Origin of the sequence: Pantoea sp. ANP04, assembly GCF_041982285.1 — a bacterium.
In the GTDB taxonomy this organism is placed as follows: domain Bacteria; phylum Pseudomonadota; class Gammaproteobacteria; order Enterobacterales; family Enterobacteriaceae; genus Pantoea; species Pantoea eucalypti.
In genome coordinates this window covers 81,475-106,638 of the sequence record NZ_JAUTYS010000004.1, presented here as the reverse complement: position 1 = coordinate 106,638, position 25,164 = coordinate 81,475, and the positions used below count along the sequence as shown (strand labels likewise).

The window sequence follows — 25,164 nt, the reverse complement described above, 5'->3', positions numbered from 1 at the left end:
ATGGACTTTTCCCGCTTTTTTATCGACCGGCCAATTTTTGCTGCGGTGCTGTCGATCCTGATTTTTGTCACCGGCGTCATTTCTATCCCGTTACTGCCGATCAGTGAATATCCCGACGTCGTGCCACCCAGTGTGCAGGTGCGTGCTGAGTATCCTGGCGCTAACCCGAAGGTGATTGCAGACTCCGTGGCGACGCCACTGGAAGAGGCGATTAACGGCGTCGAGAACATGATGTACATGAAGTCTGTGGCCGGTTCGGACGGCGTGCTGGTGACTACCGTCACCTTCCGTCCTGGCACCGATCCCGATCAGGCACAGGTGCAGGTGCAGAACCGCGTGGCACAGGCGGAAGCCCGTCTGCCGGAAGATGTGCGTCGTCTGGGGGTAACAACCCAGAAGATGTCGCCGACCCTGACGCTGGTCGTTCACATGTTCTCACCCAACAATACCTATGATTCGCTCTACCTGCGTAACTACGCCACGCTGAAGGTGAAAGATGAGCTTGCGCGTCTGCCGGGCGTCGGTCAGATCCAGATTTTCGGCGCAGGCGAATATGCGATGCGCGTCTGGCTTGATCCCAATAAAGTCGCGGCGCGTGGTCTGACCGCCTCTGATGTGGTGACGGCGATGCAGGAGCAGAACGTGCAGGTTTCTGCTGGTCAGCTGGGTGCCGAGCCACTGAAAAAGCAGAGCGATTTCCTGCTGTCGATCAACACGCAGGGACGACTGGAGAGCGAGCAGGAATTCGGCGACATCATCCTGAAAACCTCAGAAGATGGCTCGCTGGTGCGCCTGCGTGATGTGGCGCGGATTGAGATGGGTTCAGGCAGTTATGCCCTGCGCTCGCAGCTGAATAACAAAGACGCCGTTGGTATTGGTATCTTCCAGGCGCCTGGTGCTAACGCCATTGACCTCTCTAATGCGGTTCGCGCCAAAATGGATGAGCTGGCGACCCGCTTCCCCAACGATGTGAAATGGGCCGCGCCTTATGACCCGACGGTGTTTGTCCGGGACTCGATCAAAGCGGTGGTTCAGACTCTGCTTGAAGCGGTGATCCTGGTCGTGCTGGTAGTGATTCTGTTCCTGCAGACCTGGCGCGCCTCGATCATTCCCTTGCTGGCGGTGCCGGTTTCCATTGTCGGTACGTTTAGCGTGCTTTATCTGCTCGGCTTCTCGCTGAACACCCTGAGCCTGTTTGGGCTGGTGCTGGCGATTGGTATCGTGGTGGATGACGCCATTGTGGTGGTGGAGAACGTCGAACGTAATATTGAGATGGGACTTTCGCCACGTGCTGCGGCGCATCAGGCAATGCGAGAGGTCTCCGGGCCGATCATTGCGATTGCGCTGGTGCTGTGCGCAGTGTTTGTGCCGATGGCGTTTCTGTCGGGCGTTACCGGGCAGTTCTACAAACAGTTTGCCACCACCATTGCGATCTCCACGGTGATCTCCGCCATTAACTCGCTGACGCTCTCGCCTGCGCTGGCAGCGATGCTGCTGAAAGGTCATGATGCGCCGAAAGATCGGTTAACGCGGATCATTGACGCGCTGTTTGGCTGGCTGTTCCGTCCGTTTAACCGCTTCTTCCAGCGCAGTGCGCATGGCTATGAATCACTGGTCGGTCGCACGCTGCGTCGCCGTGGTGCGGTGTTTGGTGTGTATGTGCTGCTGCTGGCCGGTGCCGGTTTTATGTTCCACACCGTGCCAGGTGGATTTATCCCAACACAGGATAAGCTCTACCTGATTGGTGGCGTGAAGATGCCGGAAGGCTCGTCACTGGCGCGCACCGATGAAGTGATTCGTAAGATGAGTGAAATCGGTATGCAGACCGAAGGCGTCGCCTATGCGGTGGCGTTCCCCGGCCTGAATGCGTTGCAGTTCACTAATACGCCAAACAGCGGAACGGTCTTCTTCGGCCTGAAACCGTTTAATGAGCGCAAACATACGGCAGCGGAGATCAACGCGGAGATCAATGCGAAGATCTCGCAAATCCAGCAGGGGTTTGGCTTCTCAATTATGCCACCGCCGATTCTGGGGCTGGGTCAGGGTTCCGGTTATTCGCTCTATGTGCAGGACCGTGCCGGTCTGGGCTATGGCGCATTGCAGACGGCAATCAATACGCTGTCGGGCAGCATCATGCAGACTCCAGGGATGCACTTCCCTATCTCCTCCTATCAGGCCAACGTTCCGCAGCTTGATGTGAAGGTTGATCGGGATAAAGCCAAGGCACAGGGCGTGTCGCTGACTGCCCTGTTCAGCACATTGCAGACCTATCTTGGCTCGTCCTATGTGAATGACTTCAACCGCTTTGGCCGCACCTGGCGTGTAATGGCGCAGGCGGATGGCGATTTCCGCGACAGCGTGGAAGATATTGCTAACCTGCGCACCCGAAACGACCGCGGTGAGATGGTGCCGATTGGCAGCATGGTTAACATCACCACCACCTATGGCCCCGACCCGGTGATCCGCTATAACGGCTATCCGGCGGCGGATTTGATTGGTGATGCCGACCCGCGCGTGCTCTCTTCAGCGCAGGCAATGAGCCAGCTTGAGGCGATGTCCGGTCAGCTGTTGCCGAACGGCATGAACATCGAGTGGACTGACCTGAGTTATCAGCAGTCAACTCAGGGCAATACCGCGCTGATTGTCTTCCCGATGGCTGTCCTGCTGGCGTTCCTGGTGCTGGCGGCGCTTTATGAGAGCTGGACGCTGCCGCTGGCGGTGATCCTGATTGTCCCTATGACGATGCTCTCTGCGCTGTTTGGCGTCTGGCTGACCGGCGGTGACAACAACGTCTTCGTGCAGGTCGGACTGGTGGTGCTGATGGGGCTGGCCTGTAAGAACGCGATTCTTATCGTGGAGTTCGCACGGGAGCTGGAGATTCAGGGCAAAGGCATTGTGGAAGCGGCGCTGGAAGCGTGTCGCCTGCGTCTGCGTCCGATTGTGATGACCTCCATCGCCTTTATCGCCGGCACCATCCCGCTGATTCTGGGTGAAGGCGCAGGTGCAGAAGTGCGCGGCGTGACCGGCATCACCGTCTTCTCCGGTATGCTCGGCGTGACGCTGTTCGGCCTGTTCCTGACGCCGGTGTTCTATGTCGCCCTGCGCAAACTGGTGACGCGCCGGTCTGGCAATGCAGAGTCAGTGACGGTGTAAACCACAGATGTTAACCGGGGCGATCAACTGATCGCCCTTTTTTTATTTGTGATTCATTGATTGCCTGTCAATCCGGCTTCGCGGTTAACGCTGTCTTAATTTTTCATTCAGCGTTTCGATGATAAACGCATTGAGTGAAGTTTCATTTTCAGCTGCCGCCTGAGACAGGCGCTCTCCCAGTGATTCAGGGTATCGCAGCGTGAAGGTTTTGATTTTTTCCTGCTCAGCGTAAGGATTGATGCCGGAGGCTGCACAATCTTCCAGGTATTCGCGCAGCGAAATCTCGCCCTCTTTGTAGAGGCCCTGTACGCTGTCAGAGACAAAATCACAGTAACCTGACAGGCCAGTAAAGCGTCCACGGAACATGTTGAGTTCGGGGACATAGGTGATCACGGCGGGTTGCCCGGCGACGTTAGCCAGATCTGAATGATTATCCATCTTTGGCCTCCTGCATTCTGATTACCTGAATATCAGCAATGGATTTTCTAAATAATAAATTGATTAATAATAAAAAATTTACCACACATATATCGGTACACTTCAGTGGAAGCGAACGTGTTCCTGACTCATCTTACGCTCCCTCATTTCATTCGCTATTCACTAGGGCAAAAACTCTACTCACAGTCATTAACCACATGACCCGTTAATCATGAGAGTTAAAGTCTGGCACTTAAATGACTTTTTATCTTTTCCAGAAAAGTTCGCACCGTTTCCCCCCAGGGTTCAGGATAGAACTCTCCCTGGCTGATGGATTCAAACGTCTCTGTAAGTACCTGATCATTCAACAATAGTAAATACTCTGCTTCCTGACAGACTTTTGCTGCTGTTTTTGGATTCTCAGTTTCTAAATAACTGTCCAGTATTTCTTCTACCGTTTCCCCAAAAAGATCATAATCCTGACCAAAAAAAACCCGAATAAGCGTTCCAGTATTTTTATAGCTTTTATTCATTGATAGCCTCAGAAAGAAGGATATGAAGTCAGAAAATAATAGGGTTTTCCGTTAATTTTCTCTTCCCCTCAAATTTTACATCCATCAAAAGCCAGAAAACAGATTTTCGTGAACGTGTTCTCTTGTCATTTCAGAAAACGAAAACAACATTTATATTTTGATGGATGCTGAACTTTCAAATGATCCCTCAGGTTCAGCGTGATAACCGCCCCAGGAAGTGAGTTATTGGCTTATGGTGGTTTTGAGGCAGGCTGTTACGGATCAGCAGGCATAAAAAAAGCCGCTATCAGCGGCTCTTTTTGCAGAGATCATCAATCTCTTCGGGTTCAGGCTCCGGCACGGCAGTGCAGTTGCTGGTATCGCGTACCTTCAGCTCATTCAGCGCGTCTGCCACGGTGCGTTTTGCCAGCACATCCAGCGACGCCTGCTCGGCTTCATCAGCTATCGACTTAAAGTACCAGCAGAGGTTGGCACTGACCAGACAACGCGGTGCAACATCAGGACGCGCGGCCCAGATTTTTTTGTCTTCGATGACGGAGACATAGATATCCCGCAGGGTAATTTCCGCAGCAGGACGGCCCAGGTGAATGGAGCCTGTACGGCCCAGCGTCGAGACGATAATGCCGTCACGGGTCAGCGGAACCATTAATTTTCGTATGAAACTGGGATTCGCTTCAAGCCCGTAGGCCAGAATCGCGCTGGTAGAGCGTTTACCCATTTGCTCCGCCATCGCTACGCTCAGAACCATTTGCAAAGCTGTCGGGAAGCGATAATCAAGCATTTATTTATCCTGAGTTGCGGTGGATCTTATTGTTTTATTGCCGCATAAGTGAACAATCAATGAGCAATAAATATAACAAACACTGTTGCTTTTTTGAAGCAAGCCAGCGGTGACAAGGCACGTATTCACCAAAGGCGGAGGCCCGATAGCACAAGGTGCTTAGCCTGCTAACGGCCCGCTTCTCTCAAAACTTAATGGCCCCAGCTATCGGGCGGTGGTGACCGATACCGCCGGTAATCGCTGCTTCAGCGCCATAACCAGTACCACGTTAAAGATTGCTAAGGTGCAAAGCAACCATAGCGTCGCCGGCGCACCCATTCTTTCAAACACATATCCGCCAATCAGCGGTGTCAGCGCCTGTCCCATCAATGCCGGGCGGGCCATTTTACCCACCACGATTGCGTAAGACTCTGGTTTGACCATCACCAGCGGCAAAGTTCCGCGCACGATGGCACGTAAGCCATTTCCTGCGCCATACAACACCATGCTCAGTAGCGCCATCTGTGGAAAGATCGCCAGCAGCAGCAAGCCTGCGGCGACCAGTCCGACGGAGAAAAAGGTGGTTCGAATGGGATGACTGCGCTTAAAGGCGATGTCGACGAGTCTGGATCCCACCTGACACGGACCCATCACAGCACTGATCGCCAGCGCCGAGGTCAGCGTATGGCCCGTCGCCTGCAACAAAGCGATGAGCTGGACCGAAATCGCTGTCATGATCACGGACGCCAGCGTAAAAATGGCGCACAGCAGCCAGAACAGCGCAGGTTCGATCTCCGCTGAGGCAGGCTCCCTGCTCCGTCTTTTCACAGGCTGCTTCGCGTGATTTGCCGGTATGTCAAACAGATAAGCAGGCAAAACGCAGACCACCATCATGGCTGCAATAATCAACGTGGCATCCCGCCAGCCAAAGCCGTGAATTAACAACGCCGTGCCTGGCCAGACCAGCGTGGTGCAGAAGCCCGAAATCAGTGTAATGCTGGTAATCGCGGAACGCGCCTTACCGCCATAGCAGGTGCCGAGGGTGGCAAACAGCGCATCATAGAGGCCCATCGCCATTCCGATGCCAATAATTACCCATGCGAACAGAAACAGCGGCAGCGTGACGCTGTAAGCCATTATCACCAGCCCCACCGCCATCACGACGCCACTCAGTGCCAGCAGCAGGCGGCCACCGGTTCGGGCGATAATTCTGCCCGCCAGCGGTGACAGCAGGCCCGACACCAGAATGCCGGTTGATAGCGCGCCGTAAATCCACTGCTGTGACCAGCCGGTCTCTGCGGCAATCGGATTCGCCATTACCGCCATCAGGTAGAACGACCCGCCCCAGGAAAGTATCTGTACCCAGCCAAGGGTAAAAATGGCGGCGATGCCGGGTTTGATGTTCTGATTCACAAGGGGTCTCTTCATTAGCAGGCGAACCGTTTTATAACATGTTCTGCGATAAGCCAAAATGTGTGATCTCCTTTTCGCTGGCAGGCCAGACAGACCGCACGGTTTTTTGATTAAACCTTATAGTATGTTGTAACTATATGGCGCTTGCATCCTTCCGACGCTTCTGCCACATTGTGGACGTTGTAACTATGGAGGCACAACATGACGCGCTATGACTTAGTGGCTGATATGCATCAGTGTGTTAACGATCTGGAACTGGCACTGGGTGAATTGCGTCAGCAGATTGAAGCGACACCCTTGCTGATCGCCCGTGTATTCAGCCTGCCGCCGGTGGTGAAAGGCCGCGAACATGAGGCGATTACCCGGATTGCCGTTGAGCAGCATCTCGGTGAGCGCGCGTTAAAGATGGCGCTTGACCACTACTGCCGCCTTTTTATGCAGCACCAGTCTGAACAGCTGAGCACGAAAGCAGCCGTACGCTTACCCGGCGCACTCTGTATTGAATGTGATGCGCAACAGGAAGCGGAAATCGTCTCGCTGGTCGAACTTATCAATCAGCTGAAAGCAAGGCTGGAGCAGCTGATTACCGTGGATTCAGGGCTGCCGAGTGAAGCGCGTTTTGAGTTTGTCCACCAGCACCTGCGCGGGCTGATTACCCTGAATGCCTATCGCACCATTACCCTGCTGAGCGCGCCAGACAGCCTGCGTTTCGGCTGGGCCAACAAGCACATTATCAAGAATCTCAGGCGCGAAGAGGTGATCGCCCAGCTGGAAAAAAGCCTGAAGTCGGGACGGGCGAAGGCACCGTGGTCACGGGAACAGTGGGCGGAAAAAGTGCAGGAGGAGCTTGCAAGCGTACGCGCCCTGCCCGCTTCGGCACGGCTGAAAATCAAGCGTCCCGTAAAAGTTCAGCCGGTGGCTCGTGTCTGGCGCGCGGATGAACAGAAGCAAACGCAACTCGCCTGCCCGTCGCCAATACTGGTGATCTGTCGCGATCGCACTCAGGTTCCGGTGCTGGGCGAGTTACTCAATTACGACGCCGATAACATAACGCATCGTCATAAACCGGCCGCTGAGCCGCTGAATCTGCTGATACCCCGCCTGCATCTGTGGGTTGATTGCCCCCTCTGAATAAAAAAGGCCAGCATCTGCTGGCCTCTGACTCATCCTGCATATCAGGACTTCATGCTGCCGACCATCTCTTCCGGCCGGACCCAGGCATCAAACTCTTCTTCGGTAAGATAACCCAGCTTCAGCGCGGAGCCTTTTAACGTCAGCCCCTCTTTGTGCGCCTTCTTGGCAATTTCTGCCGCTTTGTCATAGCCAATATGGGTATTGAGCGCCGTCACCAGCATCAGTGACTCGTTCAGCAGCTGGTCGATACGCTCGCGCACCGGCTCAATGCCGATGGCACAATGATGATTAAAGCTGTCCATGCCATCTGCCAGCAGACGAATCGATTGCAGGAAGTTATGGATCACCATCGGACGGAACACATTGAGCTCAAAGTTACCGGACGCGCCGCCCATATTAATTGCGACATCATTGCCCATCACCTGGCAGCAAAGCATGGTCATCGCTTCGCACTGCGTTGGATTCACTTTGCCTGGCATGATGGAGCTGCCAGGTTCATTTTCAGGAATAGCAATTTCGCCGATGCCGCAGCGCGGACCGGATGAGAGCCAGCGCACATCGTTGGCGATCTTCATCAGTGAAGCAGCCAGCCCTTTCAACGCGCCATGCGCATGCACCAGCGCATCACAGGTGGCCAGCGCTTCAAACTTGTTTGGCGCAGTGACAAACGGTTGCTGCGTGAGGTCGGCCAGCGCCTTCGCCACGCGCACTGCATATTCCGGGTGGGTGTTCAGGCCGGTGCCAACTGCGGTTCCGCCCAGCGCCAGTTCCGCCACGTGCGGAATGCTCTGTTCGATATGCTTCAGATTATGCTCCAGCATCGCCACCCAGCCGGAAATCTCCTGGCCCAGCGTCAGCGGCGTCGCATCCTGCAGGTGAGTACGGCCAATTTTGACGATATCTTTAAAGGCGTCAGACTTCTGGCTCAACGTCTTTTTCAGTACCTGAATTTGTGGGATCAGCTGTTCGCGCAGGGCAATCACGGCGGCGACATGCATCGCCGTCGGGAAGACATCGTTGGAGCTCTGGCTCTTGTTCACATCGTCGTTAGGATGGACCAGGCGCGACATACCGCGCTCGCCGCCGAGGATTTCACTTGCGCGATTCGCCAGCACTTCGTTCATGTTCATATTGGTCTGCGTGCCGGAACCGGTTTGCCAGATTGCCAGCGGGAATTCATCCGCATGCTTGTCCGCCAGCACTTCATCCGCCGCGCTGATAATCGCATCGGCGCGATCTGCGGGCAGCAGGCCCAGATCGCGGTTCACGCTGGCGGCGGCGCGCTTGGTCAGTGCCAGTGCATGCACCAGCGCGGTCGGCATTTTTTCAGTTGAGATGCGGAAGTGTTCCAGTGAGCGCTGCGTCTGCGCGCCCCACAGTTTGTCTACCGGTACGTCGATGGGGCCCATTGAATCTTTCTCAATGCGGTTGGCTGCCATGAATACGTCTCCTTCACCTTGTTTTAAAGAATGACCGCCTGGTCCGTGATCACGATCGGCTGCCAGGCAGTCAGAATAGTAATATACAATAATTTAACATTATCAGAGCTTAGCGTCCTTTTGCGCTGGATATGTATTTTTACCGGTAGTTTCTGCTTTAATAGCCGCAATAATTTCCCGTGATAAAGGATTATGCGATGCAAAAAATGAACAATTCGCTGCAAAACTACGCGTGGGGCAGCAAAACTGCGTTGACTGAACTTTATGGGGTTGAGAACCCAAAAGGGCTGCCGATGGCGGAACTCTGGATGGGCGCACATCCGAAAAGCCCTTCAACCGTTATTGATCAGGGCAGCGAGCGTTCTTTGCCTGACGTGATTGATGCTTCGCCTGCGGCGATGCTGGGCGATGCGGTGGCGCAGCGTTTTGGTGAATTGCCTTTCCTGTTCAAAGTGTTATGTGCCGATCAACCGCTGTCGATTCAGGTTCATCCCAGCAAGCATGCCGCCGAAGTGGGTTTTGCGCGTGAGAATGCAGCGGGTATTCCACTGGCTGCGGCTGAGCGCAATTATAAAGATGCCAACCACAAGCCAGAGCTGGTCTACGCGCTGACTGCGTTTCAGGCGATGAATGGCTTTCGCACACTGACGCAGATGGTTTCACTGCTGGAACCGGTGGCGGGCGCACATCCACAGATTGCGCATTTTTTGCAGCACCCTGAAAAGGATACGCTGGCCGCGCTGTTCTCTACCCTGCTGTCACTGGAGGGCGAGGCGAAATCGCTGGCGCTGGGCGTGCTGAAATCTGCGCTTGACGTGCAACAGGGCGAGCCATGGGAAACCATCCGTATGATTGCGGCAGAGTATCCTGACGACAGTGGCCTGTTTTCACCGCTGCTGCTGAATGTCATTACCCTGCAACCTGGCGAGGCGATGTTCCTCTACGCGGAAACCCCGCACGCCTATCTGAAAGGCGTGGCACTGGAGGTGATGGCAAACTCCGATAACGTCCTGCGGGCCGGTTTAACCCCGAAATATATCGATATTGCCGAGTTGATGGCTAATCTGAAGTTCGATGAGAAGCCCGCTAATGCGTTGCTGACAGCGCCGGAGCACCAGGGCAACACACTGCGCTTCCCGATTCCGGTCGACGATTTTGCCTTTGCTATTCACAGTCTCAATGCACAACCCCAGTCGCTGGCGCAGCAGAGCGCCGCGATAATGTTCTGCATCGAAGGCCAGGCCGTGATCGCCAAAGGCGAGCAGCAGGTGACGCTGAAGCCTGGCGAGTCCTGCTTCATTGCCGCCAGCGAATCACCGGTTACGGCGGCTGGCACGGGCCGACTGGCGCGGGTGTTTAACGACTTAGGGTGAAGCGGCTGACGGCATGCCTGTTAACTGCTATTATTTCAACCTATTAGCTTTTAAACGCCTGCGGGCGTTTTTCTTCGGTCGCCAGGCTAAACCTGCGGCATAAGCGGACTCAAGGATAAGGACGAATCAGCAATGAAAAAGACCAATGTTGCCGTAGGTGTGATCATCGCACTGGGCGTAGTCTGGACTGGCGCGGCATGGTTCACCGGCAAGCAGATTGAAAGCCACAGGGACCAGCTGGTGCAAAACGCCAACGCTCAGCTGAATGCTTATGCCCCGAACAGCCGACTGAAGATCAGCTATCAGGACTATCAGCGCGGCGTGTTCAGCAGCAAAGTAAATCTGGTGGTTCAGGCCAGCTCACAGACGGAAGATAATCCGCTGCTGAAACCGGGTCAGAGCATCATCCTGAATGAGACTATCGATCATGGTCCTTTCCCGTTCGCGCAGCTGAAGCATTTCAATCTGATCCCAAGCATGGCGTCCGTTCATACCGAACTGGCTAACACCGATGCGGTGAAAAAACTGTTTGAACTGACCGGGAACAAGTCTCTGATTAACGCAGACACCCGCATTGGTTACAGCGGCGCCACGGATACCGCGCTGCGCGTCTTGCCGGTTGACTATCAGAATGCCCAAACCGGCGAACGCCTGGCCACCAATGGCGGCACCTTCAACGTCAGTGCAGATAACAAAGGCGATAAAGTGTCGCTGGACGGTGACGTTGATAGCCTCGCGCTGACCAGCAAAAATGAGATGGGCCAGCCTGTCCTCTTCACCATTAATGGTCTGAAGCTAAGCGGTAACACACATCTCAGCCCGGAAGGCGTGCGTATCGGCGACCAGTCGGTAGACATTGAGAAGGTGAATGCCAGCATCAATGGTCAGGATGCCCTGACGCTGAATAAAATGAAAGGCACCTCCTCGTTCGATAATAGTGCCGGTAAGATTGGCGGCAATATCGATTACAAGGTTGAAGGCGTTCAGCTGCAGAAACAGGATTTTGGTCAGGCAGCCCTGAAAATGAAGCTGTCCCAGTTTGATGCCCAGGCAGTCAAAGCCTTCTCCGATCGTTACAACGCGCAGATGCAGGAACTGCTGAGCCAGCCTGGCGTTGCGGAAGACCCTATTCGCTATCAGGCGGGCGTTCATCAGATTCTGATGAACAACCTGTCGATGCTGCTGAAAGGCTCGCCATCCATCAGCATCGCTCCGCTGAGCTGGAAAAACGATAAAGGTGAAAGTACCTTCAATCTGACCGCCAGCTTCAACGATCCGTCCACCGTCACCGGCGAAGCGCAGACCCTCAGCGCCATGGTTGATCGGGTGCTGAAAAGCCTGGATAGCAAACTGGTCATCAACATGCCGATGGCCACCGAAACCATGCGTAAGGTAGGTCTGGCTGAAGGTTATCAGGCCGACGACGCGCAAAAGCTGGCGGATCAGCAGGTGAAGGGTCTGGCGGCGATGGGTCAGATGTTCCGCCTGACTCAGCAGCAGGATAACAACATCGTGACCAGCCTGCAGTATGCCAACGGTCAGGTGAACATGAACGGCGACAAGATGACGCTGGAGCAGTTCATGTCCCGCTATATGCTGGGCATGCCCACCAGCGAAGGCATGCCACAGTAATTGCGCTGTCTTCCATCAAAGGCGACCTCCGGGTCGCCTTTTTTATGCCGACCCGCGAATAACCAGCTGTGGCGGCATAATCACGTTTTGCCGGGCGGCGTCAGGATGCGCCATCCGCTGCAGGATACGATCTGCGGCCACGCGGCCAATCTCCCGTGCGGAACTGGTGACAAACGTCAGAGGGGGATCGGTGAGTTCCGCCTGCGGTTCATCGCCAAACCCCATTAAAGCCAGTTGTTGATCGTAATAGCTGTCGACTGCACCACGGGAAAATGTGCGCCCGGTGCGCATCAGCCCAAAATAACACCCCAGCGCGGTAGTGGCATTGTAAGCCAGCACGGCGGTCAATCGGGGATGGTGCTGAAACAACTGGACCGCCGCTTCGGCAGCCTCTTTCTGGGTACTGCCGCATTCAATAATCCATTCAGGCCTGAACGGCAGACCATATTGCAGCAGTGTGGCGCAATAGCCGCCAAGCCGTTCCGCCCGCGTCAGTGAAGCGCTATGGCCGCCCAGCCAGGCAATCCGCTGATGTCCCTGACGAATCAGGTATTCAGTGGCAAGACGCGCAGCCTGAGCATTATCGGGACGGATAGCGTCCACCTCTTCCAGGCTACAGGCGCGCGCGGCGCAGACTAACGCCATATTCAGTTCGCTGGCTCTCGTCACAATCTGGCTGGCCTTGTCGGCACCGCCTCCCAGCACTATACCATCCACCCCATGAGCGATCAGTGACTCAAAGCAGCGATGCAGATGCTGCCCCTGAGCACCGCTTTGCGTCAGGAACAGCAATTTGCCCTGCTTCTCCAGCGCTTCGCTCAGACCTGCCGTCATCTCGGCATAAAACGGCTGACTGAGATCGCGGACAATCAATCCAATCACACCACTCTCACCGCCACGCAGCATGGTCGCTGAACGGTTACGGACGAAGCCGAGTTGCTCAATGGCCTCATTCACGCGTGCCATGGTGGCCACAGAGATCCGTCCTTTACCGGATAACACCAGCGATACCGTGGTCACCGAGACGCCCGCCGCCGCCGCAACATCATTGATGGTGATTTTACTCATCAGATTACTCAACTGAACTACAGCATTAGAAAACAAGGTAAAACGTTACACCTTATGACGTCAGAATAATATCACCCATGACCTGAGGATTGTGATTCAGCGCGCATAAGATCTAGGTAAAACGTTTTATCATCCCGCCACTTTACTCAATGGTCCTTTTATCCAGGAGCGTTCATGTCACCCTCTCACCAAAAAATGTCCGTCTGGGAATTTTTCCAGAGTCTGGGGAAAACCTTTATGCTGCCGGTTGCCCTGCTCTCATTCTGCGGCATCATGCTCGGGATTGGCAGTTCACTGAGCAGCCATGACGTTCTGACTCTGTTACCTGTGCTTGATCACTCCTGGCTCCAATATCTCTTTCTGTGGATGGCCAAGCTGGGATCGTTTGCCTTCAGCTATCTGCCGCTGATGTTCGCTATTGCGATTCCGCTGGGTATGGCGCGCGAGAATAAAGGTGTTGCAGCGTTTGCCGGTTTCGTGGGTTATGCTGTATTAAACCTCAGCATCAACTTCTGGCTAAATATCAATGGCATTCTGCCGACCACTGATGCCGCCCTGCTGAAAGCGAATAACGTTCAGCCGATCATGGGGATTCCGTCGATCGATACAGGCATACTGGGTGCGGTGATTGTGGGTATCGTCGTGTTCTGGCTACACGAGCGCTTCCATAACATCCGACTACCCGATGCGCTGGCCTTTTTTGGCGGCACCCGGTTTGTCCCGATTATCACCACGCTGGTGATTGGGTTAATGGGGCTGGTCGTGCCGCTGATCTGGCCATTTTTCGCACGGGGCATTACCGGATTAGGCTGGATGATTAATAGCGCGGGTGACTTTGGCCCGATGATTTTTGGTACCGGCGAACGCCTGCTACTGCCGTTTGGCCTGCAGCATATTCTGGTGGCGATCATGCGCTTTACCGATGCAGGCGGCACACTGGATGTGTGTGGCAGGAGCGTCAGCGGTGCGTTAACCATTTTCCAGGCGCAGCTCGCCTGCCCGGAAACCCACGGTTTTGCTGAAAGCGCGACCCGCTTCCTGTCTCAGGGCAAAATGCCGGCCTTCCTCGGTGGTCTGCCTGGTGCCGCCCTAGCCATCTATCACTGCGCCCGGCCGGAGAATCGCCATAAGATTAAAGGTCTGTTAATCTCTGGCGTAGTGGCCTGCGTGGTCGGCGGCACCACTGAACCGATCGAATTTCTGTTTCTGTTTGTCGCCCCCTTCCTCTATCTTATCCACGCTCTGCTGACCGGTGTTGGCTTCACCATCATGGCGATACTCGGGGTTACTATCGGCAATACAGATGGCAATATCATCGACTTTGTCGTGTTTGGTGTACTACACGGCCTGTCGACAAAGTGGTACTGGGTACCGGTTGTTGCAGCGATATGGTTTGCCGGTTACTACCTGATTTTCCGTTTCGCCATTCTGCACTTCAACATCAAAACGCCGGGCCGGGAAGTAGAAAATACCAGTGCGGTTGCGCAGCAGGTCAGCAATGCCGGTAAAGGTAAATCGGGCTATAACTCACCGGCTATCCTGGCGGCGCTGGGCGGCGTTGAGAATATTACCTCGCTGGACAACTGCCTGACACGTCTGCGTTTAACCATGGCGGATATGAGTAAGGTGGACGATGCGGCGCTGAAAGCCAACGGCGCGATTGGGGTTGTGCATCTCAATCAGACCAGCCTGCAGGTGGTCATTGGCCCGCAGGTGCAGTCGGTGAAAGATGAACTGTCACACCTGATGAATGTGACTGCATGATGCGCTGGAGCCGATAATGTTTAACTTTGACGAAGTCATCGATCGCCGTGGCAGCTGGTCTACGCAGTGGGATTTTGTGGCTGACCGCTTTGGCGTATCCGATCTGTTGCCATTTACCATTTCCGATATGGACTTCAGAACAGCACCAGCGGTTCAGCAGGCTCTGGCGCAGCGCGTGGCACACGGCGTGTTGGGTTATAGTCGCTGGCAGCATGACGATTTTCTTTCCGCCTGCTGTCACTGGATGTCCAGTCGTTTCGGCTACCAGCCCGATGCTGACACGCTGGTTTATGGCCCGTCAGTGATCTATATGGTGGCGCAGATGCTGCGTCGCTGGAGTCACCTGGATGATGAAGTGGTACTTCATACTCCCGCCTACGATGCCTTTTATAAAACTGTACGCGGCAATCAGCGACAGGTGCTGGAGATGCCGTTGCAGCGGGATCGCGGGCGCTGGCGATGTGATATGGCCGCGCTGGAGACGCGACTGGCGCGCCCGCGCTGCAAAATCCTGTTGCTCTGCAGCCCCCACAATCCCACCGGCAAAGTCTGGACGACAACGGAGCTGCAACAGATGGCGGCGCTCTGCGATCGTCACGGCGTGCGGGTGATCAGCGATGAAATCCATATGGATATGATCATGGGTAATCAACCCCATACTCCGTGGGCCAGCGTGGCACGCAGTGACTGGGCGCTGTTTACCTCGGCGTCTAAAAGCTTCAACGTGCCGGGCCTGACGGGTGCGTGGGGCATCATCCCGGATGCGGCGGACAGAGCAGCCTGGTTTCAGGCGCTGAAAAATGCTGACGGCCTTTCGTCTCCGGCGGTGCTGGCCGTCACGGCACACGTTGCCGCCTACCGACATGGCGAGCCGTGGCTGGATGCGCTACGCAGCTATCTTTACGGCAATTTCACGCGGGTTGCCGATCGCCTCAACACTGAGTTTCCCGGACTTGACTGGCACATCCCTGAAGCGACCTATCTCGCCTGGATCGATATGAATGCGCTGGGTATTCCTGAAGAGGCACTGCAACAGGCGCTGATCCAGCAACGGGTGGCGATTATGCCCGGCTCAACCTACGGCGACGCAGGCAGCGGGTTTCTGCGTCTTAACGTTGGCTGTCCGCGTAGTAAGATTGAAGATGGCATTTCGCGCCTTATTGCGGCGATACATCAGTTGCAGGGCTGACATCCATCGGCGAAGTGGCTCTCACTCGCTGGTTATGGGTAATTAAGCAGCATCCGGCGAGGCTGTTGCGCAAATAGCTGGCGCTGTTGCGCAAGATATTTTTATAATGCTCTGCACTTCACCGACAACTGAGCGAGTGCGCCATGATCGATTCAAAAATCCCACTGACTGATATTCACCGCCACCTTGATGGCAACATTCGTGCACAAACCATTCTCGATTTAGGTCGCCAGTTTAACCTTACCCTGCCCGCCACCACGCTTGAGACTCTGCTTCCGCACGTGCAGGTCGGCGAGAATGAACCTGACCTGGTGAGCTTCCTGCAGAAGCTCGACTGGGGCGTGAAAGTGTTGGGCGATCTGGATGCCTGCCGCCGGATCGCGCAGGAGAATGTCGAAGATGCCGCGCGCGCCGGCATTCACTACACTGAACTGCGTTTTTCCCCTGGTTATATGGCGATGACCCACAACCTGCCGATTGCCGGTGTGGTCGAAGCGGTGATCGAGGGCGTACGCGCAGGTCGGCAGCAACACGATATCGACGTGCGTCTGATTGGTATTATGAGCCGTACCTTTGGCGAAGATGCCTGCCTCGGCGAGCTGGAAGGTTTGCTTGCCCATCGCGATCACATCACTGGGGTCGATCTGGCGGGAGATGAGCTGGGCTTCCCGGGCAGCGAGTTCCTGAGCCACTTTACCCAGGCGCGCGATGCCGGCTTCCGCGTTACCGTACATGCGGGCGAAGCGGCTGGACCAGAGAGCATCTGGCAGGCGATTCGGGAGCTGGGCGCTGAACGTATTGGTCACGGTGTGAAAGCGATCGAAGATCGCGCGCTGATGGATTTCCTGGCGGAGCACCGGATTGGTATTGAATCCTGCCTGACCTCCAATATTCAGACCAGCACTGTGCCCTCACTGGCGCAGCATCCGCTGAAAACCTTCCTGGAGCATGGCATTCTGGCGACCATCAACACGGATGATCCGGCGGTTCAGGGCATTGAACTGGCGCATGAGTATCAGCACGCCGCACCGGCTGCCGGTCTGAGCGCAGCGCAGATGCGTCAGGCGCAGGAGAATGGTCTGACGATTGCCTTCCTCAGCGAGGCTGAGAAAGCGGCTATCCGCGCACGCGTGCAGTAATCCTGAAGCGTAGCGACAAAAAACGGGCCGGATAACCGGCCCGTCACTCTGCTGCCCCAACACACTCCGGGCAATTCTGACAGCCACGCATATGCTTGACGCGCAGGGAACACGGTGAGAAGAGGAAAGCGTCCCGCGCCAGGACGGCGAGGGCCGAGCATGCCATGGATGGCGGCTTTTGCGTCTTTCCGATCTGGCCGTGCTCCCTTCGCTGGCTCGGTCTTGCAGTTGGCGCTGCTAATAAAACGGGCCGGATAACCGGCCCGTTCTGCTTTCTGCATTAAGCACCTACAGATCAGACGCGCTTCAGCGACATCGTCTGGCGTTTCTCAGCGGATTGCAGACCCAGTTCAATCAGCTCCATCACCTGAATCGCTTCTTCCGCCGTCACCGGATTGTTACCGCGTCCGGCAATCGCATCGCGGATGCCCGCATAGTAAGCGGGATAGTTGCCCGGCTGAGTCAGTTGAGTAGTCTCCGTCAGTGAATCACCGTCAACTAACGTCAGCGTGCCGTCGCGCATGTCATAACCCCAGTCCTCCTGCGGCGGGAAATCCCCCGACTTCAGGCGATCTTCCTGTGGGTCCAGACCATATTTGACGTAACTGCCGCGCGTGCCGTGGACGGTATAACGGGCAGATTCTGCTGCCACCAGCATGCTGGCGTGCAGCACCACGCGGCGCTGCGGGTAGGTCAGCGTGGCATGGAAGTAGTCGGTGGTCTGCGCGCCCGGACGCATCTCGGCCAGGTCGACATTAATAGCGACCGGCGGGCCAAACAGCTGCAGCGCCTGGTCCAGCAGATGTGGCCCCAGGTCATACCAGATTCCGCTGCCTGCGCCCTTCATTTCGCGCCAGCGATTACGCACTTCCAGACGGAAGCGGTCAAAGTGCGATTCGAAATAGCGCACTTCACCCAGTGAGCCTGTCTCAAGGAGGGATTTCAGCGTCAAAAAGTCACTGTCCCAGCGGCGGTTATGGAACACCGATAGCAGCAACCCTTTGGCTTTCGCCAGCGCATCCAGTTCGCGCGCCTGTGACAACGTCACGGTAAACGGCTTGTCGACCACCACATGTTTACCGGCGTTCAGCGCCGCTTTTGCCAGCGGGAAGTGGGTGTCGTTGGGGGTAGGAATAACAATCAGTTGCAGCGTAGGGTCGTCCAGCAGCGCCTGAGGATCGGCCACCACTTTAACAGCAGGCCAGTCGGCGTGGACTTTGCTGGCGTCGCTACTGGAAATGGCTGCCAGCTCGACGTCCGGTGTCCCTGCAATCAGCGGGGCGTGAAACGTTTTACTGGCAAAACCGTAGCCGATCAGACCAACACGTAATTTATCGCTCATTTTGATTCCTCTTTGTCGCTAACCTGATTGATTTAAGACTATTAACCAGGTGAGGACAAGGCGGAATCTCCCGAAAAAACTAAGAGATAGCACTCCGCGCCAGGGGCCAGGCCGTCTGCGCCGCCAGGTTGTCATGTGCGTCCTGATTGCGGCGGCGGAAATCGCTGGGACTGACACCAACACGCTTGCGAAACACGCGCGAGAAGTAGAGCTGGTCGTCGTAACCCACTTCACGCCCTACCGAGGCGATCGGTTCCTGGGTGGTCTGCAGCAACAGTTTGGCGCGAATAACGCGCTGATCTTCACGCCAGCGCAGCAGATTTACACCCATCTGCTCGCGGAACAGGTGTGCCAGCCGCGACGGTGACAGGCAGACGTGACGCGCCACCTCTTCAATCTTCACTTCGCTTGCAAGATGGTTGGTCACATACTGGCAGGCTTCAATTACGCGTGGATCGCGGATGAGCTGATGACTACGCGGATCTTCTTCAACGGCACGTAGCAGTAGTCGCTCCAGCAGGTTCATCGCCAGCTCTTCCGCAAAGCGCCGACCCGAATTATGGGTCTGTTCGATACTGGCAAACAGTCGGTCAAACTCGCCACGCAGTGACTCAGGCAGCAGCAGTCGTCCCACACCCTCCTGCTCATCCTGCCAGCGCAGCCAGTCGTGCCAGTAGGCGCGCGGACGGAAATAGACCCAGCGGTGGAACCACTGCGGACTGTCCGGCGCGCGACCATAGTAGTGGGCAGTTTTTGGCTGAAACAGCAGCATTTCGCCGGGCTCGCAGTCAAATGCCCGCTCGCCGTCGAATACCCGCCCTTTGCCTTTAATGGTGAGATTCAGAATGTAACCTTTCATGCCGTGCGGGCGGTCGATAAAAAAATCGAGCGGACCATCGGCAGTGATGGGCGTCAGCCCTGCCACCAGCCAGGCATTGAATGAATAGCCCGGCAACAAGGGGTTTTGCTGCTCAGCCGGTAATTCGCGGTGATACATAGCGTCCTCACTCAGTCTGTTATTGTTCGGATAGCCTGCAGACACCTCTGCGTCCGCAGGCCAACGGCTCGCTCAATCAGGCTTTTTTCTGTTTGTAACGGTCAAAAATCACCGCAGCTAACAGTATCAGACCGCGCACCACATACTGTGAGAATGGCGAGATATTCAATAAATTCATCGCATTCTCTACCGTGCCGAGGATCAATACCCCCGCCACCACGTAAGAGATCTTACCGATGCCGCCCTTCAGTGAAACACCACCCAGTACGCAGGCAGAAATCACCACCAGTTCATAGCCGATGGAGGTCATCGGCTGGCCGCTGGTCATACGTGACGCCAGAATAATGCCCGCCGCCGCAGAGACCAGGCCGGAGAGGATAAAGATGATGATACGGGTGCGCACTACCGGTACACCCGCCAGGCGCGCCGCCTCTTCATTGCCACCAATCGCGAGCGTATTACGACCAAAGGTGGTTTTGTTGAGCAGGAAGCCGAAGATCACCATGGTGGCCAGAGTCAGCCAGATCGGCGCGGGCACACCCAGCCAGTTGGCAAAGCCCAGTTCAAAGAAGCGCTCATCTTCAATACCAACGGCTTTACCGTCAGAGAAGATATAAGCCAGGCCGCGTACGATCTGCATCGTCGCCAGCGTGGTGATCAGGGCATTGATCTTCAGTCGCGCAATCACAAAGCCGTTGATAAAGCCGGTGATCATGCCGAGCACCAGTCCGGCACCCACACCAATCCACAGGCTTTCCGTCATATTGATGACCACGGCGGTGACGACACCCGCACAGGCGATGACGGAAGCGACCGACAGGTCAAAGTCACCGGAAGCCAGACAGAACAGCATGCCGCAGGCGACCATGCCGGACATCGACATCGCCAGCCCTAAGCCTTTCATATTGATAAACGAGCCGAAGTTCGGCACAAAAATCGCACAGACAATAAACAGCAGTGCAAATACCACCAGCATGCCGAAGTTGTCCCAGATGCGACCTAACTGCAGGCCGCCGCGTGAAGCGGGCTGCGGTGTATTTGAGGTCGTAGATGAAGCCATGATGATCTCCTGTCAGGCCACGGCGGCCGCTTGAGTGGTTTTGGGCATCGCCAGGCTCAGCGTCTGCTGCTCCGTGGCGTCGTCGTGCAGCAGTTCACCGGCAATGGCACCTTCACGCATCACAACGATGCGATCGGCCAGGCCCATCACTTCCGGTAAATCGCTCGAGGCGAACAGCACCGCAATGCCCCGGTTCGCCAGCTGATAAATCAGGTTATAAATTTCATGTTTGGCACCGACATCGATGCCGCGCGTTGGCTCATCCAGCAGGATCACTTTCATATCCTCAGAGAGCCAGCGTCCCAGGATCGCCTTCTGCTGATTACCGCCAGAAAGGTTCATGATCAGCTGATCGGCGCTGGGCGTTTTAATATTCAGCGAGCGGATATGGCTGTCGGCGTTCTTGTTTTCCCAGCCGTTTTTTATCAGGCAACCGGCAGTCAGGTTGTGACGGCGGGCGCTGATGTTGATGTTGTCGCGCACCGAGTGCACCGGAATAATGCCCTCAGCTTTACGATCTTCCGGGCAGAGCATGATGCCGGCACGAATGGCGTCAATCGGCTCACGCAGCGGCAGTGGCTTGCCGTCCAGGATGACCTGACCACCACGCAAACGCGTGCCGCCGAACAGGCCCTTCAGCAGTTCACTGCGTCCGGCACCGACCAGTCCAAACAGTCCAACGATTTCACCGGCATGGACTTTCAGTGAAATTGGCGTACGCACGCCCTTCGCTTCAACCTTGTCCAGCTCCAGCCGCACTTCCCCTTTGGGACGCGGTGAGTAGCCATAGATATCGCCCAGGTTGCGCCCTACCATCGCCTGCACCAGATCGTCGTGATGGGTGTTCGCCATGTCAGTAAACGTCCGCACGTAGCGGCCATCTTTAAACACGGTGATGGCATCGCTAAGGGCGAAAATCTCTTCCATACGGTGTGAAACGTAGAGCACCACCCGGCCCTCCTCGCGGAGCTGGCGAATGACGCGGAACAGGTTGTCGATTTCACGCGCCGACAGGGAGCTGGTTGGCTCATCAAAGGCGATAATACGTGCATTGCGCGCCAGCGCTTTGGCAATCTCCACCATCTGCCACTGGCCCAGCGACAGGTATTTCAGCGGCATATCGGGATCGATATCCATGCCGAGATTTTTCAGCTGTACGCCCGCCTCAAAACGCATCAGCTTACGGTTGACCAGTCCATGTTTGTGCGGAATCTGACCGAGATAGATGTTCTCCGCCACGCTCATTTCCGGCACCAGATGCAGTTCCTGGTAAATAATGGCGACGCCCGCGTCCAGTGCATCCGTCGTGCGCTGAAAACTCATCGGCTTGCCTTTAATACGAATCTCACCGCCGCTCGGCTGATAACTGCCGCTGAGTATTTTTAACAGCGTCGATTTGCCTGCGCCGTTCTCGCCCATCAGAGCGTGAACTTCACCGCCACGGCAGTCGAAGGAGATATCCTGCAACGCTTTCACGCCAGGGAAAGTTTTACTGATGCCATGAAACGACAGAAATGCTGAATCAGTGTTCATGTTAATCCTCACTCTTTCGCGCCACCGGCCGGTTATGGCGGGCGACGCGAAATGGGCTATTAAGGATGCCGGGCAACGAACAGCCCGGCAGGCTCACAGTTACATCAGTCCTTTTTTCGCCAGTTCAGTTTTGAAGTTGTCACGGGTGATCAGCACCACATCAGTAACTTCGGTGAATTTAGGTGGCTCTTCACCTTTGCTGACCCAGTTGTAGAGCATCTGGCTGCTTTTGTAGCCGTGGATATCCGGGCTTGGCAGCAGCGAACCGTAGAAGCCGGTCGCCTTGTCTTTCGACAGTTCGCTGATGGCATCGACGCCGTTGATGCCGATACCGATGACGTCAGCCGCTTTAAAGCCCTGACCTTCAGTCGCACGTACGCCGCCCAGCACGGTGTTGTCGTTCATGCCGACAATCAGCCAGTGTTTGACTTCAGGATGCTGCACCAGCAGGGAGTTACCGGCATCAAACGCGCCAGGGATGTCGTTAGATTTGGTTGGGACCTGGTAGATCTGGGCTGCCGGGAAGCCAGCGGCTTTGATCGCGTCCATTGAGCCGCCAGTACGACGACGAGCGGTGTCGAGTTCGTTGGCGGTAATGGCCATCACGCCGGTGGTTTTCACATCCCAGCCGCGTTTCTGCATCTCTTTATAAAGCTCCTGACCCTGACGCTCACCAATTTTAGTGGCCGCCATCATCACCAGTGGCACGGTATCCATTGGCTTGCCTTTGGCGGTGACGAACTGATCATCCACTGCGATGACTTTCAGGCCGTAGCCGCGCGCTTTTGCCATGATGGCGGAACCGAGTTTTGGATCGGGCGTACAGATGACAAAACCTTTTGCGCCGTTCGCCGCCAGGCTGTCGATGGCATTCAGGGTTTTTTCACCATCCGGCACGGCAATTTTAATGACATCAAAGCCAAGATCTTTGCCCGCTTTATCGGCGAATTTCCATTCAGTCTGGAACCAGGGTTCTTCTGGTTGCTTGACTAAAAAACCCAGCTTCATGGTCTCGGCGATAGCGGATTGTGACATAACCGCTGCCAGGCCGATGGCCGCGAATGCTTTAGTGAATTTATGCATGATGCTCTCCGGTACCAGGTTATTTTTCGCTGCTAATAACGAATCGGTGTAAACGCTACCAGTAAGTTTTGTTTTGTGGGTACAGCCATAAATCAGGGCGTTAGGCTGGCATGTGCTGACAGAGTGTCCAGACGCTGGGCTAGTTTTAGCGGTATTAGCGAAGAAAAATGTAGAGCGGTATCACATCTTAAAATCACGGCAAAATCATCCATATATTCAGCAAATTTAACCGGCCCTTAACTTATGCAATGGATCACAAAATCACTGCCGATGACAGAAAAGTGCATATTGTCAGCCAGCCATGACTAACTGATTTGGTGCACCGAACCCAGGATAAAGGCGTTAACTAACTACAGGAGATTCCGATGCGTGCTGGAGCCATCACCCTTGGGCTGGACTTTGGTAGTGATTCGGTGCGTGCGCTGGCCGTGGATTGTCATAGCGGCAAAGAGCTGCAGAGTGCGGTGTTCAGCTATCCGCGCTGGCAACAGGGCTTATACAGCGATCCGCACACCAACCGTTTTCGCCACCATCCACAGGATTATATTGACGCTATGGAGCAGGCGCTGCTCGGCGTTCTGAATGCACTGAGTGAAGATCAGCGCAACGCCGTGGTCGGCATTGGCGTTGACAGCACCGGTTCTACCCCGGCGCCTATTGACCGCGACGGCAACGTGCTGGCGCTGCGTCCGGAGTTCGCTGAGAACCCCAACGCGATGTTCGTGTTGTGGAAAGATCACACGGCTATAGAAGAAGCGGAAGAGATTAATCAGCTTTGCCACAGTGGCCGCTTCCAGGATTACAGCCGCTATATCGGCGGCATTTATTCTTCGGAGTGGTTCTGGGCGAAGATTCTGCACGTGTCGCGTGAAGATTCGGCTGTGCGCGAAGCCGCCGTCTCCTGGGTGGAGCTGTGCGACTGGGTGCCCGCCCTGTTAAGCGGCACCACCGCACCAGATAAGCTGCGTCGCGGCCGTTGTGCCGCCGGACATAAAGCGTTGTGGCACGGCAACTGGAACGGCCTGCCCGATGTCGATTTCCTGAATGCGCTCGACCCGCTGTTAACGCAGCAGCTCGACTCCCCGCTGTTTACTGACACCTGGACCGCTGATATGCCGGTGGGCACCCTCAGCCCGGAATGGGCGCAGCGTCTTGGTCTGACGCAGACCGTGACACTTTCCGGTGGCGCGTTTGACTGTCACATGGGCGCGGTCGGCGGCGGAGCTAAACCTTATACGCTGGTAAAAGTCATCGGCACCTCAACCTGCGACATTCTGATTGCTGACGCAGAAAAGGTCGGCGATCGCGATATCAAGGGCATCTGTGGTCAGGTTGATGGCAGCGTGGTACCTGGCGCTATCGGACTGGAGGCGGGTCAGTCTGCCTTTGGTGATATCTACGCCTGGTTCAGCCGTTTGCTGGGCTGGCCATTACAGCTGGCGGCGCAGCAGCATCCGGAACTGAAGCCTCAGCTGGCTGAGATGCAAAAAACGCTGATTAAGGATTTAACCGAGGCCTGGGCTGCCAATCCGCAGCTCGATCACCTGCCGGTGGTACTGGACTGGTTTAACGGGCGCCGCACACCGAATGCAAATCAGCGTCTGAAAGGGGTGATTACCGACCTGAATCTGGGCACTGATGCCCCTGCATTGTTTGGTGGTCTGGTCGCAGCAACCGCGTTTGGCGCGCGCGCCATTATGGAGTGCTTCGAGCAGCAGCAGATCCCGGTCGAGAGCATTCTGACTCTCGGCGGCATCGCGCGAAAATCTCCGGCGATTATGCAGGCCTGCTGCGATGTGATGAATCGGCCACTGGATATCGTCGCCTCTGACGAGTGCTGTGCATTGGGTGCGGCCATTTTCGCCGCCGTTGCCGCCGGTGTTCACGCCAGCGTCCCGGATGCTCAGCAGGTCATGGCCAGTCCGATTGCCGTGACGCTGCAGCCCGATCCGGCGCGCGTTGCCCGCTATCAACAACTGTATCAACGCTATCAACAATGGTGCGTGACGGCTGAACCGCAATACGCCGCCCGCCCCGCTTCCGCGACGAGCCTCTCCCAACAGGCGTAATTGTTGCAGGCAGTCTGGACACGGACAGTGCGGAGCTACCGGAGCGTAGAGGGCGTACGTGAGGAT

General features: G+C 55.7%; 19 protein-coding genes. 8 read left to right on the top strand and 11 right to left on the bottom strand.

All coding sequences use genetic code 11. From position 1 onward, the window contains the following. Complete coding sequence (gene oqxB, locus Q7C21_RS07325; protein WP_003853459.1) at window positions 1-3,153, top strand: multidrug efflux RND transporter permease subunit OqxB; 3,153 nt, start codon at window positions 1-3, stop codon at window positions 3,151-3,153. A gap of 84 nt (window positions 3,154-3,237) precedes the next feature. On the opposite strand, the gene Q7C21_RS07320 is transcribed toward oqxB, so the two are convergent. The 4 genes from Q7C21_RS07320 to Q7C21_RS07305 all read right to left on the bottom strand — a co-directional run bounded on the left by Q7C21_RS07320 (window position 3,238) and on the right by Q7C21_RS07305 (window position 6,291). Further along, window positions 3,238-3,591, bottom strand: a complete 354-nt coding sequence (locus tag Q7C21_RS07320) for a type II toxin-antitoxin system HicB family antitoxin (RefSeq protein ID WP_003853458.1) — start codon at window positions 3,589-3,591, stop codon at window positions 3,238-3,240. A gap of 218 nt (window positions 3,592-3,809) precedes the next feature. Next, entirely contained in the window at window positions 3,810-4,103 is a 294-nt protein-coding gene (locus Q7C21_RS07315) for a contact-dependent growth inhibition system immunity protein (RefSeq protein WP_140033472.1), read from the bottom strand. A gap of 286 nt (window positions 4,104-4,389) precedes the next feature. Continuing rightward, on the bottom strand, window positions 4,390-4,884 hold the full coding sequence (locus tag Q7C21_RS07310; protein ID WP_003853455.1) for an Rrf2 family transcriptional regulator: 495 nt from the start codon (window positions 4,882-4,884) through the stop codon (window positions 4,390-4,392). Window positions 4,885-5,088: 204 nt separating this feature from the next. Further along, window positions 5,089-6,291 (bottom strand): MFS transporter, encoded by a 1,203-nt coding sequence (locus Q7C21_RS07305; protein ID WP_375150560.1) that lies wholly within the window; start codon window positions 6,289-6,291, stop codon window positions 5,089-5,091. 186 nt (window positions 6,292-6,477) lie between these two features. On the opposite strand from Q7C21_RS07305, the gene tus reads away from it, so the two are divergent. Then, window positions 6,478-7,407: a DNA replication terminus site-binding protein gene (gene tus / locus Q7C21_RS07300; protein ID WP_105099205.1), complete on the top strand. Its 930-nt coding sequence runs from the start codon at window positions 6,478-6,480 to the stop codon at window positions 7,405-7,407. Between the two features lie 44 nt (window positions 7,408-7,451). Here the strand turns inward: tus and fumC are convergent, their stop codons facing one another. Continuing rightward, on the bottom strand, window positions 7,452-8,849 hold the full coding sequence (gene fumC, locus Q7C21_RS07295; protein ID WP_375150559.1) for a class II fumarate hydratase: 1,398 nt from the start codon (window positions 8,847-8,849) through the stop codon (window positions 7,452-7,454). Window positions 8,850-9,046: 197 nt separating this feature from the next. On the opposite strand from fumC, the gene manA reads away from it, so the two are divergent. Then, window positions 9,047-10,222 (top strand): mannose-6-phosphate isomerase, encoded by a 1,176-nt coding sequence (gene manA / locus Q7C21_RS07290; RefSeq protein WP_375150558.1) that lies wholly within the window; start codon window positions 9,047-9,049, stop codon window positions 10,220-10,222. Between the two features lie 132 nt (window positions 10,223-10,354). Beyond that, window positions 10,355-11,854: a YdgA family protein gene (locus Q7C21_RS07285; RefSeq protein ID WP_039660294.1), complete on the top strand. Its 1,500-nt coding sequence runs from the start codon at window positions 10,355-10,357 to the stop codon at window positions 11,852-11,854. A gap of 42 nt (window positions 11,855-11,896) precedes the next feature. Here the strand turns inward: Q7C21_RS07285 and malI are convergent, their stop codons facing one another. Beyond that, the gene (gene malI / locus Q7C21_RS07280; protein WP_375150557.1) at window positions 11,897-12,922 is read right to left on the bottom strand and encodes a Mal regulon transcriptional regulator MalI; all 1,026 of its coding nucleotides are present in this window, start codon (window positions 12,920-12,922) and stop codon (window positions 11,897-11,899) included. Between the two features lie 174 nt (window positions 12,923-13,096). Between malI and malX the strand changes: the two genes are divergently transcribed. The 3 genes from malX (at window position 13,097) to add (ending at window position 17,014) form a co-directional block, all read left to right on the top strand. Beyond that, window positions 13,097-14,686: a maltose/glucose-specific PTS transporter subunit IIBC gene (malX, locus tag Q7C21_RS07275; protein ID WP_003853444.1), complete on the top strand. Its 1,590-nt coding sequence runs from the start codon at window positions 13,097-13,099 to the stop codon at window positions 14,684-14,686. Between the two features lie 16 nt (window positions 14,687-14,702). Continuing rightward, on the top strand, window positions 14,703-15,875 hold the full coding sequence (locus tag Q7C21_RS07270) for a MalY/PatB family protein (protein WP_078804374.1): 1,173 nt from the start codon (window positions 14,703-14,705) through the stop codon (window positions 15,873-15,875). A 143-nt stretch (window positions 15,876-16,018) separates the two neighbouring features. Beyond that, window positions 16,019-17,014, top strand: coding sequence for an adenosine deaminase (add, locus tag Q7C21_RS07265; RefSeq protein WP_003853442.1), 996 nt, complete (start codon window positions 16,019-16,021; stop codon window positions 17,012-17,014). 295 nt (window positions 17,015-17,309) lie between these two features. Here add and Q7C21_RS07260 read toward each other — a convergent pair whose 3' ends face one another. From Q7C21_RS07260 to Q7C21_RS07240, 5 genes are all read right to left on the bottom strand, one after another. Next, complete coding sequence (locus Q7C21_RS07260) at window positions 17,310-18,356, bottom strand: oxidoreductase (protein ID WP_003853441.1); 1,047 nt, start codon at window positions 18,354-18,356, stop codon at window positions 17,310-17,312. Window positions 18,357-18,435: 79 nt separating this feature from the next. Then, on the bottom strand, window positions 18,436-19,353 hold the full coding sequence (gene araC, locus Q7C21_RS07255; RefSeq protein WP_182629769.1) for an arabinose operon transcriptional regulator AraC: 918 nt from the start codon (window positions 19,351-19,353) through the stop codon (window positions 18,436-18,438). Window positions 19,354-19,429: 76 nt separating this feature from the next. Then, window positions 19,430-20,413, bottom strand: a complete 984-nt coding sequence (gene araH, locus Q7C21_RS07250; protein ID WP_003853439.1) for an L-arabinose ABC transporter permease AraH — start codon at window positions 20,411-20,413, stop codon at window positions 19,430-19,432. A 12-nt stretch (window positions 20,414-20,425) separates the two neighbouring features. Further along, window positions 20,426-21,946, bottom strand: coding sequence for an L-arabinose ABC transporter ATP-binding protein AraG (gene araG / locus Q7C21_RS07245; protein WP_003853438.1), 1,521 nt, complete (start codon window positions 21,944-21,946; stop codon window positions 20,426-20,428). 99 nt (window positions 21,947-22,045) lie between these two features. Continuing rightward, a complete protein-coding gene (locus tag Q7C21_RS07240) occupies window positions 22,046-23,029 on the bottom strand; it encodes an arabinose ABC transporter substrate-binding protein (protein WP_003853437.1) in 984 nt (327 codons plus the stop codon). 365 nt (window positions 23,030-23,394) lie between these two features. Here Q7C21_RS07240 and Q7C21_RS07235 point away from each other — a divergent pair, with 365 nt between their 5' ends. Next, window positions 23,395-25,098, top strand: coding sequence for a ribulokinase (locus Q7C21_RS07235; protein WP_375150556.1), 1,704 nt, complete (start codon window positions 23,395-23,397; stop codon window positions 25,096-25,098). Window positions 25,099-25,164: the final 66 nt, after the last annotated feature.

Excerpts from the sequence above, each read along its gene's own strand:
- Q7C21_RS07320 (WP_003853458.1), bottom strand. The coding sequence starts at position 3,591 with ATGGATAATCATTCAGATCTGGCTAACGTCGCCGGGCAACCCGCCGTG.
- Q7C21_RS07315 (WP_140033472.1), bottom strand. The coding sequence starts at position 4,103 with ATGAATAAAAGCTATAAAAATACTGGAACGCTTATTCGGGTTTTTTTT.
- Q7C21_RS07310 (WP_003853455.1), bottom strand. The coding sequence starts at position 4,884 with ATGCTTGATTATCGCTTCCCGACAGCTTTGCAAATGGTTCTGAGCGTA.
- Q7C21_RS07305 (WP_375150560.1), bottom strand. The coding sequence starts at position 6,291 with ATGAAGAGACCCCTTGTGAATCAGAACATCAAACCCGGCATCGCCGCC.
- araH (WP_003853439.1), bottom strand. The coding sequence starts at position 20,413 with ATGGCTTCATCTACGACCTCAAATACACCGCAGCCCGCTTCACGCGGC.
- Q7C21_RS07240 (WP_003853437.1), bottom strand. The coding sequence starts at position 23,029 with ATGCATAAATTCACTAAAGCATTCGCGGCCATCGGCCTGGCAGCGGTT.
- Q7C21_RS07260 (WP_003853441.1), bottom strand. The coding sequence starts at position 18,356 with ATGAGCGATAAATTACGTGTTGGTCTGATCGGCTACGGTTTTGCCAGT.
- araC (WP_182629769.1), bottom strand. The coding sequence starts at position 19,353 with ATGTATCACCGCGAATTACCGGCTGAGCAGCAAAACCCCTTGTTGCCG.
- malX (WP_003853444.1), top strand. The coding sequence starts at position 13,097 with ATGTCACCCTCTCACCAAAAAATGTCCGTCTGGGAATTTTTCCAGAGT.
- Q7C21_RS07235 (WP_375150556.1), top strand. The coding sequence starts at position 23,395 with ATGCGTGCTGGAGCCATCACCCTTGGGCTGGACTTTGGTAGTGATTCG.
- tus (WP_105099205.1), top strand. The coding sequence starts at position 6,478 with ATGACGCGCTATGACTTAGTGGCTGATATGCATCAGTGTGTTAACGAT.
- manA (WP_375150558.1), top strand. The coding sequence starts at position 9,047 with ATGCAAAAAATGAACAATTCGCTGCAAAACTACGCGTGGGGCAGCAAA.
- oqxB (WP_003853459.1), top strand. The coding sequence starts at position 1 with ATGGACTTTTCCCGCTTTTTTATCGACCGGCCAATTTTTGCTGCGGTG.
- Q7C21_RS07285 (WP_039660294.1), top strand. The coding sequence starts at position 10,355 with ATGAAAAAGACCAATGTTGCCGTAGGTGTGATCATCGCACTGGGCGTA.
- Q7C21_RS07270 (WP_078804374.1), top strand. The coding sequence starts at position 14,703 with ATGTTTAACTTTGACGAAGTCATCGATCGCCGTGGCAGCTGGTCTACG.
- fumC (WP_375150559.1), bottom strand. The coding sequence starts at position 8,849 with ATGGCAGCCAACCGCATTGAGAAAGATTCAATGGGCCCCATCGACGTA.
- add (WP_003853442.1), top strand. The coding sequence starts at position 16,019 with ATGATCGATTCAAAAATCCCACTGACTGATATTCACCGCCACCTTGAT.
- malI (WP_375150557.1), bottom strand. The coding sequence starts at position 12,922 with ATGAGTAAAATCACCATCAATGATGTTGCGGCGGCGGCGGGCGTCTCG.
- araG (WP_003853438.1), bottom strand. The coding sequence starts at position 21,946 with ATGAACACTGATTCAGCATTTCTGTCGTTTCATGGCATCAGTAAAACT.